Origin of the sequence: Desulfosporosinus sp. FKB, from assembly GCF_002196705.1 — a bacterium.
Classification (GTDB): Bacteria; Bacillota; Desulfitobacteriia; order Desulfitobacteriales; family Desulfitobacteriaceae; genus Desulfosporosinus.
Map to the genome: position 1 here is coordinate 231,991 of NZ_NADJ01000037.1, position 17,469 is coordinate 249,459.

The 17,469-nt window shown below is 40.1% G+C and carries 16 protein-coding genes; 6 read left to right on the forward strand and 10 right to left on the reverse strand.

Annotation, left to right across the window (positions count from 1 at the left end; genetic code table 11):
• Positions 1–23: 23 nt before the first annotated feature.
• The 8 genes from B5Y67_RS16180 to B5Y67_RS16225 form a co-directional block, all read right to left on the reverse strand.
• Positions 24–1,259: an MFS transporter gene (locus B5Y67_RS16180; protein WP_088227455.1), complete on the reverse strand. Its 1,236-nt coding sequence runs from the start codon at positions 1,257–1,259 to the stop codon at positions 24–26.
• A 157-nt stretch (positions 1,260–1,416) separates the two neighbouring features.
• Positions 1,417–2,019, reverse strand: a complete 603-nt coding sequence (locus B5Y67_RS16185; RefSeq protein ID WP_242976012.1) for a hypothetical protein — start codon at positions 2,017–2,019, stop codon at positions 1,417–1,419.
• A 547-nt stretch (positions 2,020–2,566) separates the two neighbouring features.
• Positions 2,567–2,869: a PH domain-containing protein gene (locus B5Y67_RS16195; protein WP_088227458.1), complete on the reverse strand. Its 303-nt coding sequence runs from the start codon at positions 2,867–2,869 to the stop codon at positions 2,567–2,569.
• Between the two features lie 576 nt (positions 2,870–3,445).
• A complete protein-coding gene (locus tag B5Y67_RS16205) occupies positions 3,446–5,281 on the reverse strand; it encodes an acyl-CoA dehydrogenase (protein WP_088227460.1) in 1,836 nt (611 codons plus the stop codon).
• A 133-nt stretch (positions 5,282–5,414) separates the two neighbouring features.
• Positions 5,415–6,644 (reverse strand): thiolase family protein, encoded by a 1,230-nt coding sequence (locus tag B5Y67_RS16210; RefSeq protein WP_088227461.1) that lies wholly within the window; start codon positions 6,642–6,644, stop codon positions 5,415–5,417.
• Positions 6,645–6,692: 48 nt separating this feature from the next.
• Entirely contained in the window at positions 6,693–8,036 is a 1,344-nt protein-coding gene (locus B5Y67_RS16215; protein WP_088227462.1) for an acetyl-CoA hydrolase/transferase C-terminal domain-containing protein, read from the reverse strand.
• 34 nt (positions 8,037–8,070) lie between these two features.
• A complete protein-coding gene (locus B5Y67_RS16220; protein ID WP_088227463.1) occupies positions 8,071–8,931 on the reverse strand; it encodes a 3-hydroxyacyl-CoA dehydrogenase NAD-binding domain-containing protein in 861 nt (286 codons plus the stop codon).
• Positions 8,932–9,328: 397 nt separating this feature from the next.
• Positions 9,329–11,155, reverse strand: coding sequence for a sigma 54-interacting transcriptional regulator (locus tag B5Y67_RS16225; RefSeq protein WP_088227464.1), 1,827 nt, complete (start codon positions 11,153–11,155; stop codon positions 9,329–9,331).
• 333 nt (positions 11,156–11,488) lie between these two features.
• Here B5Y67_RS16225 and B5Y67_RS16230 point away from each other — a divergent pair, with 333 nt between their 5' ends.
• The gene (locus B5Y67_RS16230; protein ID WP_282432787.1) at positions 11,489–11,989 is read left to right on the forward strand and encodes a glycosyl hydrolase family 18 protein; all 501 of its coding nucleotides are present in this window, start codon (positions 11,489–11,491) and stop codon (positions 11,987–11,989) included.
• A gap of 70 nt (positions 11,990–12,059) precedes the next feature.
• Here the strand turns inward: B5Y67_RS16230 and B5Y67_RS16235 are convergent, their stop codons facing one another.
• Positions 12,060–12,569 (reverse strand): Rrf2 family transcriptional regulator, encoded by a 510-nt coding sequence (locus B5Y67_RS16235; RefSeq protein ID WP_088227465.1) that lies wholly within the window; start codon positions 12,567–12,569, stop codon positions 12,060–12,062.
• Positions 12,570–12,778: 209 nt separating this feature from the next.
• Here B5Y67_RS16235 and B5Y67_RS16240 point away from each other — a divergent pair, with 209 nt between their 5' ends.
• From B5Y67_RS16240 to B5Y67_RS16260, 5 genes are all read left to right on the forward strand, one after another.
• Positions 12,779–13,150 carry a pyridoxamine 5'-phosphate oxidase family protein gene (locus tag B5Y67_RS16240; RefSeq protein WP_088227466.1) on the forward strand — a complete coding sequence of 124 codons (372 nt, stop codon included), beginning with the start codon at positions 12,779–12,781 and terminating at the stop codon, positions 13,148–13,150.
• 18 nt (positions 13,151–13,168) lie between these two features.
• Positions 13,169–13,345 (forward strand): 4Fe-4S binding protein, encoded by a 177-nt coding sequence (locus B5Y67_RS16245; protein ID WP_088227467.1) that lies wholly within the window; start codon positions 13,169–13,171, stop codon positions 13,343–13,345.
• A 349-nt stretch (positions 13,346–13,694) separates the two neighbouring features.
• A complete protein-coding gene (locus B5Y67_RS16250; protein WP_088227468.1) occupies positions 13,695–14,612 on the forward strand; it encodes an ABC transporter ATP-binding protein in 918 nt (305 codons plus the stop codon).
• The gene (locus B5Y67_RS16255) at positions 14,596–15,609 is read left to right on the forward strand and encodes an ABC transporter permease (protein WP_242976003.1); all 1,014 of its coding nucleotides are present in this window, start codon (positions 14,596–14,598) and stop codon (positions 15,607–15,609) included. The genes B5Y67_RS16250 and B5Y67_RS16255 overlap by 17 nt, the downstream gene beginning before the upstream one ends.
• 30 nt (positions 15,610–15,639) lie before the next feature.
• Positions 15,640–16,452 carry a GDSL-type esterase/lipase family protein gene (locus B5Y67_RS16260; protein ID WP_088227470.1) on the forward strand — a complete coding sequence of 271 codons (813 nt, stop codon included), beginning with the start codon at positions 15,640–15,642 and terminating at the stop codon, positions 16,450–16,452.
• A gap of 41 nt (positions 16,453–16,493) precedes the next feature.
• On the opposite strand, the gene B5Y67_RS16265 is transcribed toward B5Y67_RS16260, so the two are convergent.
• The gene (locus tag B5Y67_RS16265) at positions 16,494–17,396 is read right to left on the reverse strand and encodes a GGDEF domain-containing protein (protein ID WP_140419116.1); all 903 of its coding nucleotides are present in this window, start codon (positions 17,394–17,396) and stop codon (positions 16,494–16,496) included.
• Positions 17,397–17,469 lie beyond the last annotated feature (73 nt).

The following is a 17,469-nucleotide window of genomic DNA, read 5'->3' on the forward strand; positions in this document are numbered from 1 at the left end:
CAAATAATCGATATGGGATGTCGCTATCGACAGGTATTAATAGATAAAGTAAACATAAGAATTGCCGCAAGACACGATATCACAAAAATAATTTGCCATACTGAATTTACTCCCTTTGTACCAATGTATACACCCATCAGTGATGTTCCAAGGGATCCACCTATTGCATTGCTTATGTTACTTAAAGCACTAAATCTGGCCCTATAATTTCTCGGACTATTATTGGCAATGTAGGTGCCAAAATTTGTTGCCATAAGAATTTCTCCAAATGTCCATAAAATAGTAGATATGATGAAGAGGAAAAACGTATGGATTTCTCCTATCATGCCAAAGCCTATGGCATATAGAACGCCAGCTAAACCAAGATTTTTTATAGGCTTAACCCTTTTTGTAATATTTGTAATCCACATCGTTGAGGTGATAACTGTTAAAGCATTGATACTCATAAGCCAGCCGAATTTTTCCGGGCCTTGAGCTAAGAATGTGTTATCTAACATTATTGGCAGAGAAAATCTATGCTGCGTATAAACGGCACTATAGATTATATAGATCATTAAGAGAATTATAATATGCGGCCTCTTATAAAGAGCCTTAAAAATATTCTCGGACTCATCCTTTTCTTCTTCAGTTACAGCTGCTTCGGCGGAAATTGAGTTGACTTCGCTGACATACCTTAAAACAAGGGTAACCGCAATAAATGACGTTAGAGCATCGCCTAAAAAAAGTAAGGGCAGAGAATGGTTAAATAGAAATCCTGCCACAATCGGACCTAAAGCCACTCCAACATTAATCCCTAAATAGTTTAAGGAATAACCTAACTGTCTCTTATGAGGCGGTAATATATCTGCAATGATCGAATTAATCGAAGGCCTTACCGCTCCGTTAAAAAAAGTAGCTAATAGAATACATATTATATTAATAGAAGAATTATTTTGAAGAGCACAAGGTACGAGTAAAACACCGGCAATTGTTTGAGCTAATACATAAACTTTTTTTCTGCCCAGAAGATCTGCAAATTTACCGCCAAAAAGAGAACCCGGAATTCTTACTAAAGATGCAACCATAACTATTACACCGGTAGCTTCAAATGACAAACCCAGCTTTTGGGTTAAGTACAAGGTTAAAAACGGAACTACAAAATCTCCAAATCTGTTTACTATTTGAACTATAAAAAAAATATATATACTTTTAGGTAACCCTCGATAATCGTTTATCAAATTCTTACTGACACCTCTTTTAAGTAACGCTTCTTTAAGCATGAAAAAGGCCCCGTCAGTTTTACAACTGTTACGGCGCCATTGCCTTATAATGCAATGTTAATTATGTATTTTCCATTTGTCAATTGATGTAGTGTTCGAAATTGTCACTCTATTAAATAAGACATGTTAAATATAAGGAGAACTTACTTTCTTCTCGTTATTTGAACGAAATAGTTGTTTTCGCGAAAGGTACCTCCGGAAATTCTGATCTTTCAATTGGTTTAATATTTAAACGAAATTCAAATCCTGTAAGATCATCAGGTAATGCTGGAGTGACAACGAAAGCACGCTGCATACCTTTTCCATGACCACATCCATTGCTTGGTCTACACTGATAATCCGGCGAAATAAATAATTCAAAATCAACATGTCCAAGTCTGACAATTGGTTCAGGAGTATTTACTTCTGCTTCTATATACACCACGCTGGCATTGCTGTATTGTTTCATATATGTTACAGCATAAGTTATTTTATCGATTTCCACGGATTTTAAGATTGGAATGAACTTCAAAAAATCAGTCGGCTCTACTGGCATTAACATATAAATTTCTTCATGCATCATTTTAGCAAAGAGTCCTTGCAGCCAATCTTGATTAAATCCGAATTTTTGACTCCATGATGAAATAAGTTCAAGATTCGGGAACCCAGGATTGTTATTAGAAAGCTCTTTACGTTTTGCAAGTAATGAACAAATTTGCTCATCTATCTGGGCTAACTCTTCACAATAATAATCAGTGGGTGGGCGAAATGGCATTCTCATCAAATTAATAACCTTCTCTCCGCTTAATTTTTTGAATATTCCCTGTCTCTACTATCTCCCGACGTGGCGGTTATACGAAAATTGGATCATCTTACATAATTCCACAATTACCCTCTGTTTCCTGCAATATGAATGAACTAAAAAGAGCGTCCTATTTTACAGTTGCGATTAACGGGACGCGGTGGGCAGCGGGTATTATAGTATAAATGGAGCGATTGGAATAAGAGTCAGAATACGAATTCAGGGATGTTATTATTGAAAATGGTTGTTTGACTGCCGATGTAACTTAATCAGTTCATCCATCTTCTGTATCATCAACTTATCATTTTCACCTTTGCGTTTTATATATCGTACAATATTTACTATTAAATAAGTAATAAGTGCAAAAAACAGAATTGGAAATATTACAATAAAGAGAGCAGTATAATCAAATTGAATCGGGTTACCACCCATATAACGGTTCCTCCCATCTAAATTTAATTTAATTTAATTTCACTTCACTTTATTTGTCTAAGAGCCACTTCCCTGCTTGCTTTATAATATCTCATTAATATCTTATTAAGATTTCATTCCGTTGATTTTTCCCGTTCTCATTAAACCCTAAAGCTTTATAAACTGACATAATACCAGTAAAGCCTTCAAATCCGACAAGCTTATCCTTTGGTTCGATTGGATAGCCTTCAATGATCTCACCATCTCCTTTTGTGTTATTACCGTTTATTATCACCGTTGGGTACTTGCTAACTATTAAGTTTATAAATCCTTCTTTATCTTGTGGCGAAATTATTACTATTTTGCCCGCCCCGTGTTTAATCTCCAACCTGTCTAGTGAAAGGGCTGGTGACGATATTGGATTTCTTGTACCTTTTCATTTAAAGCAATCGTCTGACGAATAGGACCGCATCTAATCTTTAACTCATCGTCCGTCACTCGATATCCTGTTCCAAACCAAAGCCATGCGATAAATGCTACAATTGGTATATAGATAAATTGAAAAGTACATCTTTGATCTCCCTCTACTATTTCTCCTTACTTTTCCAACCGGAGAGTCGTCAATATGAGGTGTCCGTGTGTATTCGGATTATTCTATCCCAAAGACCTTAAGTCTTCGGGTAATTGCCACTTCCGGTGACCTTTCACGCAAGACTTAGGACTAAATCGCCAGCTTGCCTTTGTTTGACGCCTTGATACATTTTTTCCTTATTCTACCTCCAAAAACATTCAAAAGGCAAGACCTTGATATTACCTATTGTCTTTTACTATTCCACAGTTCAAGACACTTTCCAGCCACATAGAATGCTTTAATTATACAGAAAAAAAGTACAATCTCTCATTTTTCTTGAGAAATTGTACCTTTATAAATCAAAGTTACTTTTTCAGTTGCCTCCGTCTTTGATGAAGGCTATTTTTCAGCTCCCATATTGATTTAATATTCAAAAACCTCAACCGCAGCATCGAGTACCGAGGTATCGCCGTCAATTACAATCTCTGAAACAGTCCAAACATTAGGAACCACATTATGCAAGTAGTATTTTGCTGACGCAACTTTACCCGTGTAGAAGTTATAATCAAAGTGACTTGGTCCCACTTCCTTAGCCTTCTTGTCTGCTAAGATTGCCTGATCAAGAATTTGACGACCACAAAATAGTTGCGCAGAGGCCGTAAGAATACGACGGGAATAAAGAGGAATCATGTTTATAGTTGTCTTTGAGTATTCGGCAACAGCCTTAAGCATAGCTTGATAAGAGTTTAGCGCCTTGCCAAGAATGGCAAATTCTTTACTTAAGGCTTCGTTATCTTTGTTGGCTGCATAGAAATCGAACATTTCCTTGAGCCAAGAGCCAAAGAGAGAACCGCCCTTCATGTTCATCTTGCGGCCAAGCAAATCCATAGACTGGATATAGTTGGTTCCTTCCCAAATGGAGTAGATCTTTACGTCACGAGCAATTTGGGATAAAGGATATTCTTCACAGTAACCATACCCGCCATAGGATTGAAGCGCCTCTCCAATAAGCCACCAGGCTTCATCCGAAGGATAAGCCTTGCAAAGCGGAGTGCATATTTCGATCAGGTCACTGGCAGCTTTTCTTACTTCCGGATCTGGATCGCGGTGTCTCTCGTCAAAAGCGAGATAAACCCTATACATCATGGCACGCATTGCTTCAATATGAGCTTTCCCCATCATTAGAGTACGTTTAATATCTTCATGATTAATAATCGCTACCCGTCCTGCCTTGGGATTTGTCATGAGGCGTCCTTGAACTCTCTCTTTAGCATTATCACGGGCGTTTGCAAATGCGTTACTAATGCAAGAAAGGGCCATATGTCCGGTTTCCATTCGAGCCATGTTCATCATTTGAAACATTTGAGCCATACCTTCGCCCTTGCCATCATTTTCACGCGGGTCAACACCCAGCAGCCAACCGCGGCAATTCCCATTTTCGCCAGCTGATAAAGCTGCCGTTACAGAACCGTGCAGACCCATCTTGTGTTCTACGCCAGTGTTAACAAAATCATTGTCTTCCAGGCTGCCATCTTCGTTGACCCAATACTTGGGCACTACAAATAGAGAGATGCCGCTTGTGCCCGGCTTAGCACCCTCAATGCGAGCTAAATAAAGGTGAATAATATTTTCAGTAAAATCATTGTTTCCGCCGGTGATAAATATCTTATTGCCCTGGATCTTAAAAATTCTTGGGTTTTCAGTCGGGTATGCCTTGGAAGTAATATCCCCTACATCAGAACCGGCACCAGGCTCGGTTAGACACATTGTTCCCGCCCAAGTTCCATCCATCATCTTAGGAAGGAACACTGCCTTTAATTTTTCATCACCAAACGTCTGGATTAAGTTAGCTGCTCCGCTTGTCAATAGAATATAAGGCATAAGGGAAGGATTGGCAGCACAAATCAATTCCCAGGCGGCGGCATGCAGCATTTCCGGCAAAACCATGGCATCAAATGATTCATCAATATTACTAGTCCCCCACCCCTCTTCCTGCAGCTTATGAAAAAGAGGTCCTAAGCCTGGTGGAGTCGTTACCTTACCGTCAGCAAAGGTAACGGGATGGGTCTCGCATTCGCCGTTGGTCGGCTCTATGACTGCTTTACACATTTTTAAAACTGGCTCAAGAACTGATTTAATATCATCTTTGGAATAGTAGTCGGCAAACTGAGGGTAATTAAATATTTTTTCTGTTGGAAGCCATTCTTGGATTATAAATTCAAAATCTCTAATACTATTCACTGCAAAATTTGAAGACATTATATTCCCTCCAACTCTAATTATTTTTTCTCTAACTTTAAACAATTCGATGTTTTACCGCTCCGACTAACTCGTCTACGCTGTAAAAACATCAAATTTTCTATCTAACCTATTGGTAAATGACGGGAAAATTCTATATATCTCTTGTCCACAGGGAAGCCATCGATGCTCCTCCACCTACACAAAGAGAAGCGCCGCCGCTTGTTTTCCCAAGTCTCTCTAATTCATAATAGAGGCTAACAATGATGCGCAATCCAGTAGCGCCAACCGGATGTCCCAAACCAATTCCAGAACCATTATTGTTAACGTTACCATCATGTTCAAACGTACCTATGTTCACAGTGATGCCGGTATCTTCTTTGAGCTTCTTTTTAACGCCGATGACTTGAGCCGCAAAGGCCTCGTTGATTTCCCAGTAATCGACATCTTCATATTTCATTCCGGCCTCTTTCAGGCATTTTGGTATTGCAACGGCTGGGCCTAACCCCATTACACGAGCTTCCACCCCTTCATCGCAGATATTAATCAACTTCATGAGAGGTTTAATCCCCAGTTCTTGAGCCTTTTTCTTGGTCATCAAAACCGCAGCGGCGGCAGCATCATTAAGCCCCGAAGAGTTACCTGCTGTGACAACTCCGTCTTTTACAAATGCTGGCTTTAGCTTTGCCAAGCTTTCCAGGCTTGCTCCCCGAATTGGATGCTCGTCCTGCGCAAACACATATTCTTTTTTTCCTTTTTTGACGGGTACCGGAACAATCTCTCTCTCAAAACGGCCTTCGTCAATAGCCCTTACTGCCCTCTTATGGCTGAGAAGTGCCAGCGTATCGCATTCCTCCCGTGTTATGCCATACAATTCAGCAACATTTTCGGCTGTTCCGCCCATGTGGGACCCAGCCAGTTGACATACCAACGCATCAGCAAGTAAGGCATCCTGTAATTTGACATCACCCATTCTGGCTCCCCATCTGGTTGTCGTTGAGATGTAGGGAATATTACTCATACTTTCTGTACCGGTTACCAGAGCAATATCGTATTTCCCCAGCTGCAGTTTCATGGCGGCAATTTCCACGGCCCGCATTCCTGACGCGCAGTTCTGGTTGACCATAGTGGCACTTGATTTTGGATCCATGCCTATTTGCATCGCCACAATTCGTGGTGGACATGAACCATTACCATGCCCTAAGCACATTCCTGCCACAATTTCATCAACTTGTTTAGGGCCAATTCCCGCACGTTTTATAGCCTCAGCAGCAGCAATCTTCGTCAACTCATTAGCCGCCACCGGTTGGAGAGAACCTCCATAATCACCAATAGGCGTTCGGCAGGCACTCACCATTACAACATCATTAAGTTCAATTGCCATCATAAATTCCCCCTCTATTATGTTAATGGTATTCGATAATCGTTTCTTTTAAGATATCTTGCTCGATCTAACCCATATTTTTTGGGCATCGGCTTCTTTGATGAGTTCTTCACGCAAATCAGGATGGGCAATATTAATTAAGGCTTCAGCCCTTTGCCATGTACTTTTACCCTTAAGCATTGCCATACCGTATTCAGTAATCACGTAATAATTAATACTTCTTGGTACAGTTACAGTTGATCCAGGCGTTAAAAAAGGTTTTATACGCGATTTCAGCTTGCCTTCTTTATCAACGTAGGTCGAGGTAAGACAGATCAGGCCCTTACCACCTTTAGACTTATAGGACCCATAAATAAAATCCAACTGTCCCCCCGTTCCAGAAATCTGTCTCATGCCTGATGATTCTGAGGCAACTTGTCCATAGAGATCTACTTCCAGCGCATTATTAACACCAATCACCTTATCATTTTGACAAATTATATCAGGATCGTTTGTATAATCGACCGGATAACTTGCACAAATTGGATTGTTATTCAAGAAATCATAGAGCTTATTAGTTCCCATTGCAAAAGTATAGACAATCTTACCTTTGTCGATCTGTTTTCGCACTCCCGTAATTCTTCCGGCATCGTACATATCCACAAAGGAGTCAACCATCATTTCAGTATGAACACCAAGGTTTTTTAAATCCGATTGAGCGATCATTTCCCCAACTGCATTAGGCATAGCACCGATCCCTAACTGCAAACAGGCACCATCTTCAATTTGTTCCAGAACAATTTTGGCAATTGTTCTGTCAATATCGGATATAGGGGCTTTGGGCAGTTGAAGAAGGGGTCGATTATCGCCCTTAACAAAATAATCAATTTCGGATACATGTAAGGCTTCTCTAGAGCCACCAAGACATCTCGGTACAGAATCATTTACTTCAGCGATAACTATTCTAGCTGCATCACACATGGCATGAGTTATGGAATTTGATGTTCCTAAATTTACATAGCCATGCTTATCGGGAGGAGTGACCTTGATCATAGCTACGTCAACAGGTACGTAACCGCGGTCAAAAAAACTTGGTGCCTCGTGATACGTTAGAGAAATATAATTACACAAGTTTTTGTCATGAAGCTTTCTGCTAGCCCCACTGAAGTGCCAATCATTATAGATAAAATGTTTTCTTTCAGGATCATTGATAACGGTTTGGGGTGTAAAAGGGCAGCAAACAGTATTAATAACAACTCCGTTTAATTCATCTTTCCTCTTAGCTAAAGCTTCATCCAAAACATGCGACGCCATCATAAATTCACCGTAATGAACGACATCATCGGACCTAACAACCTTAACTGCTTCATCTACAGAGACAAATTTGCTCTCGTACTCGCTCCTAAAATCCAAGTCAATCCCTCCTTGTTATTTTCGAAGGTTTTGGCTATATCATATTTGTGTAATCATAAAAGCCTTTGCCCGTCTTCTTGCCAAGGTGACCGGCACGTACTTTTTGTCTGAATGACAGTGAAGGACGGTATTTGGAATCAGCAAATTCTTTAAAGAAAAATTCACAGACTGCCAAGACGATATCGATTCCTACCATATCAGCCAGTGCTAAAGGACCCATAGGCATTCCCGCGCCCAGTTTCATAGCCTTATCGATTTCCTCTGCTGAAGCAATGCCTTCATAGAAAACGTTAGCAGCTTCATTCATATATGGAACTAAGATGCGGTTAACGATGAAACCGGGACTTTCTTTAGCCAGTACAGGCTCCTTGCCCATTTTTTCAGCCAATTCTATGACTGTCTGAGCAGTATCATCGCTTGTAACAACTCCAGGAATTACTTCAACTAATTTCATAACGGGTACAGGGTTAAAGAAATGCATTCCCAACACTTTGTCGGAGCGATTAGTAGCCGCAGCGATCTCAGTAATACTCAACGCTGAGGTATTGGTTGCTAAAATCGTATCCGCTTTACATAGTTCTCCGAGTTGTTTATGAACTTTTTTCTTAAAATCAATGTTTTCAACAATTGCTTCGATTACAATATCAACATCTCGAAACTCATTAATATCAGTGCCGAAGATTAGTCTGGCATTATAATCAGCCACATTTTCTGCTGACACTTTTCCTTTTTCCAGTGCTTTAGCCCAGGCCTTGTTTAAAGTCTTGCTTGCCTTATTCGCTATTTCTGGAACGACATCTATCAAAACTACGCTATATCCCGCTTCAACACTGACTTGAGCAATCCCAGCACCCATGATGCCAGCTCCTAATACTCCAACTTTCTTTATTTCCACGATTATTCTCCTTTTTATCAAACTTATAGCAAGTTACTAAATTAGAGCGACCTTTGCCATAGTTCTGTCGGTAATAAATTTTATCGATCTCCATCTTCCTTAAACCAAACATAATTCATCGAAACTCCTTAAAATTTCCTCCTTTCAATAGACTTAACATGCAAAAACAAATCCAACTTTTTCGACTTTTACAGTAAAATATTAGCAATAAAAAAATGACCAGGAAAATCCTAGTCAGAACAACACTTTAAGGTCGCAAAAAGTACCATAATATTATCAATTTTGAAAATATTAAGAAGTGAATTTCTCTTATTTTAAAGATATTATGTCTCAAATTGAAGACATCATCTTCCAATTAATAGACACAATGTCTCAGTTACAGGACATAGTATCTTTGTTATAATTCCCGTGACAAAGTCTCACTATCAAGCCCGTGCTTAATTAGTTTCTTATACAGAACTGATCTATGAATCCCAAGGATTTTGGCTGCTTTTACTTTATTCCCCTTTGCCCGCCGCAGAGCGTCAAGCACCAAATCTTTTTCAGCCGAATTTAAGAACACATCCATCCTTTTTTGCCTTCTAACTTGATTTTCAACCGAACCCACAATAGACTGCCTTAACTGGACAGGTAAATGTTCCGAATAAATGAACGGCTCGTCAACCACGTTCATCGTTCGTTCCAAGACACTTTCCAATTCTCGAACATTACCCGGCCAAGAATAGCTTTGAAGTATCTGTATAGCTTCACGAGAAATGCCTTCAACATTTGTCTCCAGTTTTTGGTTTAATTTGGTTACCATGAAATTAGCCAGTAATTCTATGTCATCCGGTCTTTCCCGTAAGCTCGGCAACTCAATGGCCATAACATTTAACCGATAGAAAAGGTCGTCACGAAACGTTCTTTCTTGTACCATATCATATAATTTGCGGTTAGTTGCTGTGATAATACGCACATCAATTTTGCGAGGCTGTGTTCCGCCGACCCTTTCAATTTCAAGTTCTTGGATAACTCGCAGAAGCTTAGCCTGCATGGGCAGACTCATGTCACCGATTTCGTCCAAAAAAATAGTACCATGATTGGCCAGTTCGAATTTACCAGGTTTGCCGCCTTTGCGAGCACCGGTGAAAGCTCCTTCGGCATAGCCAAATAATTCTGATTCTAATAGTTGTTCGGGAATTGCAGCACAATTAACCTTTATAAATGGGCCATGACATCGCGAACTACCGTTATGAATGGCATGGGCAAACAACTCTTTTCCGGTGCCGCTTTCCCCTGTTAACAGTACATTTGAGGTAGTACGAGCAGCTCGTTGGGCTAAATTAACGGTTGCAATAATTTTAGGACCTTCACCTATAATATCTTCAAAATCATAGGAAGCCCTGTGAATTTTACGTAACTCTTCCTTATAAAACTTCAGGTCATCTTCTAATTGGGTTAATTTTCTCGCAAAGACATGCGCCAAACCCATATCCTTGAATAGGGTTTTGCCAAGCGCACCGATGATTTTGCCATCTTTTTTAATAGGTGCCCGGATAATCATGAATTCGCGGTCCCGTACTTTCCAGTGCTCTGCGAATTGGGCCTTTCCTGTGCGAACGATCTCCGGAAGTTCAGAATGTGGGGTGAGTTCATGAATATGCCGTCCTAAAGCTTCTTCTCTGGTGATCCCTAAAGCCTCCAAATAGAAATTATTAATCATAACAACATGGCTGTTTTCGTCAACGGCTACAAGGCCTTCATATGGATTTTCCACGACCGTCTCTAAAGCAGCAATAAGCTTCTTAGCTTCGTTAAGTTCTTGATGAGACTCCCCCAGCATTCTTATCAGATAATCAAGCAGAGGCCACAGCTTTAGTACCCCAAGCATTCGTCCTTCCTCATCTTTGACTGGAACTTCATATGCTCCCTGTTTTAGAAAGAGGGAAAGCGCTTCTGCGATAGAACTATGTAAGGCTAGGCACATAGGTACTTCGCCTATTAGTTCACCTGCGTGTTTTTGTAATGAATTGTGAACTTCTACTTGCATCATTGTTGCTTGATCTAAAATACCTAATAATTTACCATCGGAGCTTAAAACATATATATAGTTATGCGCTTGACCGAATTCCAAATAAACCTCAGAGATTTTTTGATCCTTATAAACCTTTGGAAAATTGAGTGCAACGATACTTTCTACTGTGTCTATCTCAGACCTGCTGATAATATTTGAGAAACTACCCAACCCACATCCTCCTTTTTGTCTTCAAGTTGGTAAGAAGTCATACTGATCATTGATTTTGTCTATGATTTTCTACTTTTTATAATTATAATCCTCTTTAGCACAAAAGGTCAGTATTAAAGATAATCAGATTCTAACTAAAAATTAAGCAAATGTACGTTTCTCCCAGATCGTTCGATCTGAAGCACAGTTAACTTTTTAACCAGTTTGTTGTCTTCACCTTTCACCATATTCCAGAAAAAGAATCCCCCCTATGATTAATCAGAGCATAATCACAGGAGGGGATTTATACTTTATTGTATTGACCAGGTTTTCTTGGATAGTCTAATCTAATCTATTTTAGTCTCCACAGCTTTAGCCCCCAAAACTAGTGCAGCGCAATCAGGACTGTTGTATGAAGCACATGATTATGCTGCCCATGGCCGAATAGCAGATTTTGTCGTGCTTATGACTTATGAATGGGGTTATAGGTTAGGGCCACCACAGGCTATTTCTCCCCTGAATCAAATTAAACATGTTCTTGACTATGCTGTTAGCGTTAATCCCCGTAATAAAATCTTTATGGGCTTCGAAACTTATGCCCGTGATTGGACACTTCCTCATGCTCAGGGCCAGGATGCAGAAACGTTTAGCCCGCAGGCCGCTGCCCTCCGGACCATTCAATATGGAGCAACGATTCAATACGATCAAACCGCAGAATCTCCTTTTTATAATTATACCGATGCCCAGGGAGTCAGCCATCGAGTTTGGTTTGAAGATACCCGCAGTGCCCAGACCAAATTCAATACCGTTAAAGCCTACAATTTAAGAGGAATAAGCTACTGGGTATATAGTTAAACTATCCCGCTGACTTCCATTTCCTGGTTCAAATCTTAAAGCAACTGCAGATTTGCCATACCATTTGGGCTCATGAAAGTTTTCTTATATTACTAAACCATTCAATGGTTGCATTTTTCATTTCCTTCGAAAGTTTTTTATTATAGACCTCATCATATAGCCACGCCAATGACTTATTACTTAAATATTTTCTCATTTCATCTTCTGCTTCTGACATTACAACTTTTATTAAACAAGGACACTTGGTATACGTATCTGGTAAATTATCTTTGTCCAATAATATAGTATTTTGTCTTATTTCTGCACATTGAAAAAATGGTTCACTACCTTCCACTGCTTCAACAACATCCCAAAAAGTTATTTTCTCCGCACTACGAGCCAGCATATAACCACCTTTTACACCTGGTATTGAATTTATAATCCCTGACTTACTTAATTTTGCAAATACTTTTGATAAATAAGTTTCCGAGATGCCTTGAAATGTCGCTAAATCCCTAATTCCCATAGATTTACCTTCTTCTGAGTTTACCATGTATAATAAGCAATGTATTGCATATTCCACTCCCACTGAAAATTTCATTTTTCGGCACTCCTTTGATATTGTCATTCATTTATTAAAAATAACCGATTATTTATACTTATTCAAGTTTTTCATAAAGCATAAAACTATATTTCTTTAAGGTAAAACATTTCTATTGACAAAAAGGGCAAAAAATCGTACCATCAATGCGGATAGTATTTATCGACGATAATATTTATCCATTATCTTATGAAAGAAGGAATATAAAAATGTTTACAGAAAAATTCTTTGAAGTACTAAATCATGAAGGAGTAGTTTCTATTGTAACCTGTTCAAATAATGAAGCGCATGTCTGTAACACATGGAACAGTTATCTAATTGTTACAGAAGGAAATAAAATCTTAATTCCCGCTGCTGCCATGATTAAAACAGAGGAAAATATTAACGCTAACCCTAAAGTTAAATTAACTCTTGGCAGTAAGGAAGTAATGGGCTACAACTATATGGGAACAGGATTTTTAATCGAAGGAACTGCCAAATTTATCAAAGATGGAGACAACTTTGAGATGATGAAAAAAAAGTGTCCATTCCTTACAAGAACATTAGAAGTTGCAGTTACCTCATGTAAGCAAACACTATAAATGATGTGAGAGAATATTATGCCTAGAAAAATTACTAAATCAGATTGTTCAGGGTGCGGATCTTGCCAACGAGTCTGTATCATTGGGTGTATCACAGAAGAGAATGATAGAAAAAGAGTAATCAATGAATTGGGCTGTGTTGACTGCGGTGCATGTCAACTTGCATGTCCTAAAAAATGCATTACAAGAAATTAACTATAAAGAAGGTACTAAATTATAACTTCCTGATTAGTTTTTAGAAGGTCTAGGATTATTCTAGACCTTATTTTTTTAAACATGAACCACGCAAACACTTCCTCAATCAACCACCAGCTAGCTTTTATACCGACGACTATTTCTTCTTGAGATTAGAAAGGCGCTAGGGACATCGATAATCGGATATTGCATGGCCTTCTGCATAAAGATTTCTTCTTTATTATTTCCATAATTAGTTGCTTATTGATACCATAAGAATTAGTATATAAGAGTATTCTCCGCCCCAGTTGCACGAATTAGTCCAAAAATGCATATTTACTTTAAGTAAAAACGTAAAAAGGTGAAAAGAATGCAACAAACTCCAGTGCTGCAATTGAAAAACATAAAAAAAACTATCAAGGGAAAGGAGATCATAAAACATATTGATCTCACCCTTTACCCATCTCAGATCTTTGGTTTTCTCGGTCCGAACGGTGCCGGGAAGACGACGACAATCCGCATGATTGTCGGCTTGATCCGGCCAACGGAGGGTTCTGTGACGATCTGCGGCCATTCTGTCTCCCGGGATTTTGTTAAGGCAATGTCCAACGTCGGATGTATCATTGAAAGTCCTGATATGTACAAATACTTGACCGGGATGGAAAACCTGCTTCAATATGCCGCCATGAATAAAACAATAGGCAGGCAGCGTGTCCACGATGTGGTGGAGATGGTTGGACTCCAACATCGGATCAATGACAAAATCAGCACCTATTCTCTAGGGATGCGCCAACGTTTGGGCATTGCCCAGGCCCTTCTTTCCCGACCCAAACTCTTAATTCTTGACGAACCAACAAACGGGTTGGATCCGGCCGGCATCACGGAGTTCAGAAATCTGATCCGCAGACTCGCCTATGAAGAAGGCATGACGGTCTTTGTCTCCAGCCATCTGCTCTTGGAAATAGAGGAAATATGCGATACTGTCTCGATTATCAAGCAAGGAACAGTCATCAAAACTGGCGCAGTCCAAGAACTTCTTCACGAGGACAAGATAGAGTGGCAGTTGAATGATCCCCAAAAAGCGATCGCACTCCTTGATGAGCATTGGAACATCAAGGCAGTTCAACTGAAAAAGAACACCGTCAGCGCCCGTCTCGGCGAACCGTCCCTTGCCGAGATTAATGAACTCTTAATAAAAGAAGGCCTGGAACTTACATACTGCTCGTCAAAACAGAACACCCTCGAAGATCTGTTCCTCGGCCTTACAGAAGGTGATCAAATTGTATAGTCTGATTGAAAACGAAGTCACAAAAATGATTGCTAAGAAGCGGCTTATGTTTGTCTTGGCCATTTTGGTTATCTTGATCTCCGTCTTCGCTTATGGGCAAAACCGAACTTTAGCAAGGACCAAGGCGCAGCTCACACAGCGCATGGGGATTACGGCAACGACTGACTGGCACAAACTGGCAGAACAGCAGTTGATTGACATGAAAGGCAGGCTGGACAGCCCCTACATGGATGCTAAAAGCCAATCTTCTCTGACTGTCAAAATGCAGCAGCTGCAATATGATCTTGACAACAATATCAACCCATTGGATCAGTCAGCAGCAAAATTTACAGCCACTTTCATGGAACAGTCTATCTTCTTGTTTCTACCCTTGCTTATTGTCATATTGGCCGCAGATATGGTGTCTGGAGAATCCTCCAGCGGGACGATCAAACTTCTCCTTGTCCGAAACATCCCCAGGTGGAAAATCCTCCTAAGCAAATATCTGGCTTTAATTATTCTGGAAGTGGTAGTGATCTTCTGTGCCTTTCTGCTCTCCGCCCTCATCTCCGGCTTCTTCTTCGGCTTTGGAGGCTGGATGGCGCCGGTCGCGACCGGGTTTAGGGTCCTGGCAGGGAAATTGGACGCTTCCGGCGTTTTCAATGTTCCGGAGTGGCAGTTCTCGCTCATGGTCTACTCTCTGGCTTTCTTTGTAGCAGTCGTTGTGGGCAGTATCTCCTTTATGATTTCCGTCCTTGTCAAGAGCACGGCTGCTTCAATAGGGATTATCTTAGCCACCCTTATCGCTGGGAATTTCATTAGTTTTTTCCTGTCCGACTGGACGCTCACACATTACCTGTTCATGGTCAATCTGCGCCTCACCGATTATTTGTCAGGAGCAGTCCAGCCAGTTGACGGCATGAACATGCTCTTCTCGGTTACGGTACTCATCGTCTGGGCGCTGGTTTCTACTATCGTGAGTTTTGTTTACTTTACCAAAAAAGACATCCTTGTCTAGTCTAAATCGCAGATGCTGGGAGAAATTAGCATGCTTAAGAAGACTATCTGGTACTCCGTTTTCACAGTAGCCATCGCCGGAATTGTCGTATTGGCTGGAGGCTTCTATCAAGCACTCAAGGTCACGACGGAAAGTAGCCCCTACCAGCCAGCAAAAGTCATCATGGCCCAAACTTCTGGAAGCTCAACCGAAGCGGAGCTTAAGAACACCAATTCACTCCAGCTCCTCATTCTTGGTGACTCTATTGCCAAAGGAACCGGTGATGAAAAAGGCAAGGGCTTCTCCACCGACCTGCCACAAGCAATTAAGACTGACACTCCCAAAGATATCTTAGTTACTGATGCAGGAATAAACGGGTTGGAAAGCCAGGGTCTGCTGGCACAGCTTCAGAACGGGAGCCTGAACAAACCCTTGGCAGGAGCGAATTTCATCTTGATCTCCATCGGCGGCAATGATCTAAGAACGATTCTCTCCTTAAATCCCCAGGCCCAAGAAGATGAATTCAAAATCAAACAGGACAGTTACCTAAGCAATTTAAAACAAGTGCTCACGATTCTCCGAAGTTCAAATCCTAACGCCTATATCGTTTTTCTCGGTCTTTACAATCCGTATGAAAAAACGACCACCGAGGAAGAGGTCAGCCTATGGCAGGAGTGGAATTACAACACAGAGCAACTCATCGAAAGCAACCCCAAAGCCATTTGCATTCCAAGCGACGACTTGATGAAATTCAACCTCGGTAAATATCTCGCTCCGGACGGCCTCCATCCCAATTCCGCCGGATATCTGGCCCTTTCCGACAGAATCCGCAAGTCACTCGGAGGCGTCATCGCGGGAATGTAAACAAGGCGTAATTTTTTGCTAACGATTGAGGTATCCTGCTTTTAGGCTACAACTACACAGTTTCTTCCACGGCCTTTTCCTTCATATAGCGCATTGTCGGCTTTCTTTATGATATCATCAATTATTTGATAATCTTGACTATCAGTAATCCCAAATGTCATAGTAATAGAAACTTCACTCCCATTATATTCGATAATTTGTTCTCCAATTATTTTCTTGATTCGATTCATCAATGTATATGCGCCATCGACGTCGGTTTCTGGAAGTAAGAGTAAAAATTCCTCTCCACCCCACCGGGATACAAAATCTTGTTCTCGCACACTATCCATAAGGCTTTTTGATATCATTTGAAGAACATAATCTCCGCAGTCATGTCCATAGGTGTCATTAATCTTCTTAAAATAATCGACGTCCGCAATAACAAGTGAAAATTTCTTTTTTTTAGGTCTTTTGAACTCGCTTTCTATTTTCTCCATAATGTATCTTCTGTTATATAGCCCAGTTAAGGGATCTGAACTGGATGTCCACTCCAATCTCTCCATCTTATATTGCATTGATATTATTCGAGATGCTGATGATATCCCGCTAAATACAAACACATATCCCAAGATAATAAATACTAAAAGCAAAAGCATGTTCAATGTATAGTCTAGGCTTTTTAAACCTTTAATCGATGTCGTATAATTGTTAATTAACAATAAAAACGCAAAGAGTGGGTAAAGAGACATAAAACCTATAGTTTTATTAGATACTTTATCAAAAATCTCTTTGTATGGACTGCTTATAAAATAATAAGTGGTTAATAACAGCATTACTTGCAAACATTCTCGAAGGAAATATATAAGAGCAAGATTATATTTAATTTCGTTAATACCCGTAAACATTTCTGCGATTTTAACAGAGACAACCAAGCAAATTGTCGAGAACATCCAAATACTAAACATCGCAAATATCTTTTTTGATATTGATTCATTAAATACGATACAAATATATACTAAATACAAACAGGAAATTAAA

What these genes read in the sequence shown, in the direction of transcription:
- B5Y67_RS16180 (WP_088227455.1), bottom strand. Translation starts at nt 1,259, where the DNA reads ATGCTTAAAGAAGCGTTACTTAAAAGAGGTGTCAGTAAGAATTTGATA.
- B5Y67_RS16185 (WP_242976012.1), bottom strand. Translation starts at nt 2,019, where the DNA reads ATGAGAATGCCATTTCGCCCACCCACTGATTATTATTGTGAAGAGTTA.
- B5Y67_RS16205 (WP_088227460.1), bottom strand. Translation starts at nt 5,281, where the DNA reads ATGTCTTCAAATTTTGCAGTGAATAGTATTAGAGATTTTGAATTTATA.
- B5Y67_RS16210 (WP_088227461.1), bottom strand. Translation starts at nt 6,644, where the DNA reads ATGGCAATTGAACTTAATGATGTTGTAATGGTGAGTGCCTGCCGAACG.
- B5Y67_RS16235 (WP_088227465.1), bottom strand. Translation starts at nt 12,569, where the DNA reads ATGAAATTTTCAGTGGGAGTGGAATATGCAATACATTGCTTATTATAC.
- B5Y67_RS16240 (WP_088227466.1), top strand. Translation starts at nt 12,779, where the DNA reads ATGTTTACAGAAAAATTCTTTGAAGTACTAAATCATGAAGGAGTAGTT.
- B5Y67_RS16245 (WP_088227467.1), top strand. Translation starts at nt 13,169, where the DNA reads ATGCCTAGAAAAATTACTAAATCAGATTGTTCAGGGTGCGGATCTTGC.
- B5Y67_RS16250 (WP_088227468.1), top strand. Translation starts at nt 13,695, where the DNA reads ATGCAACAAACTCCAGTGCTGCAATTGAAAAACATAAAAAAAACTATC.
- B5Y67_RS16260 (WP_088227470.1), top strand. Translation starts at nt 15,640, where the DNA reads ATGCTTAAGAAGACTATCTGGTACTCCGTTTTCACAGTAGCCATCGCC.
- B5Y67_RS16265 (WP_140419116.1), bottom strand. Translation starts at nt 17,396, where the DNA reads ATGTTTAGTATTTGGATGTTCTCGACAATTTGCTTGGTTGTCTCTGTT.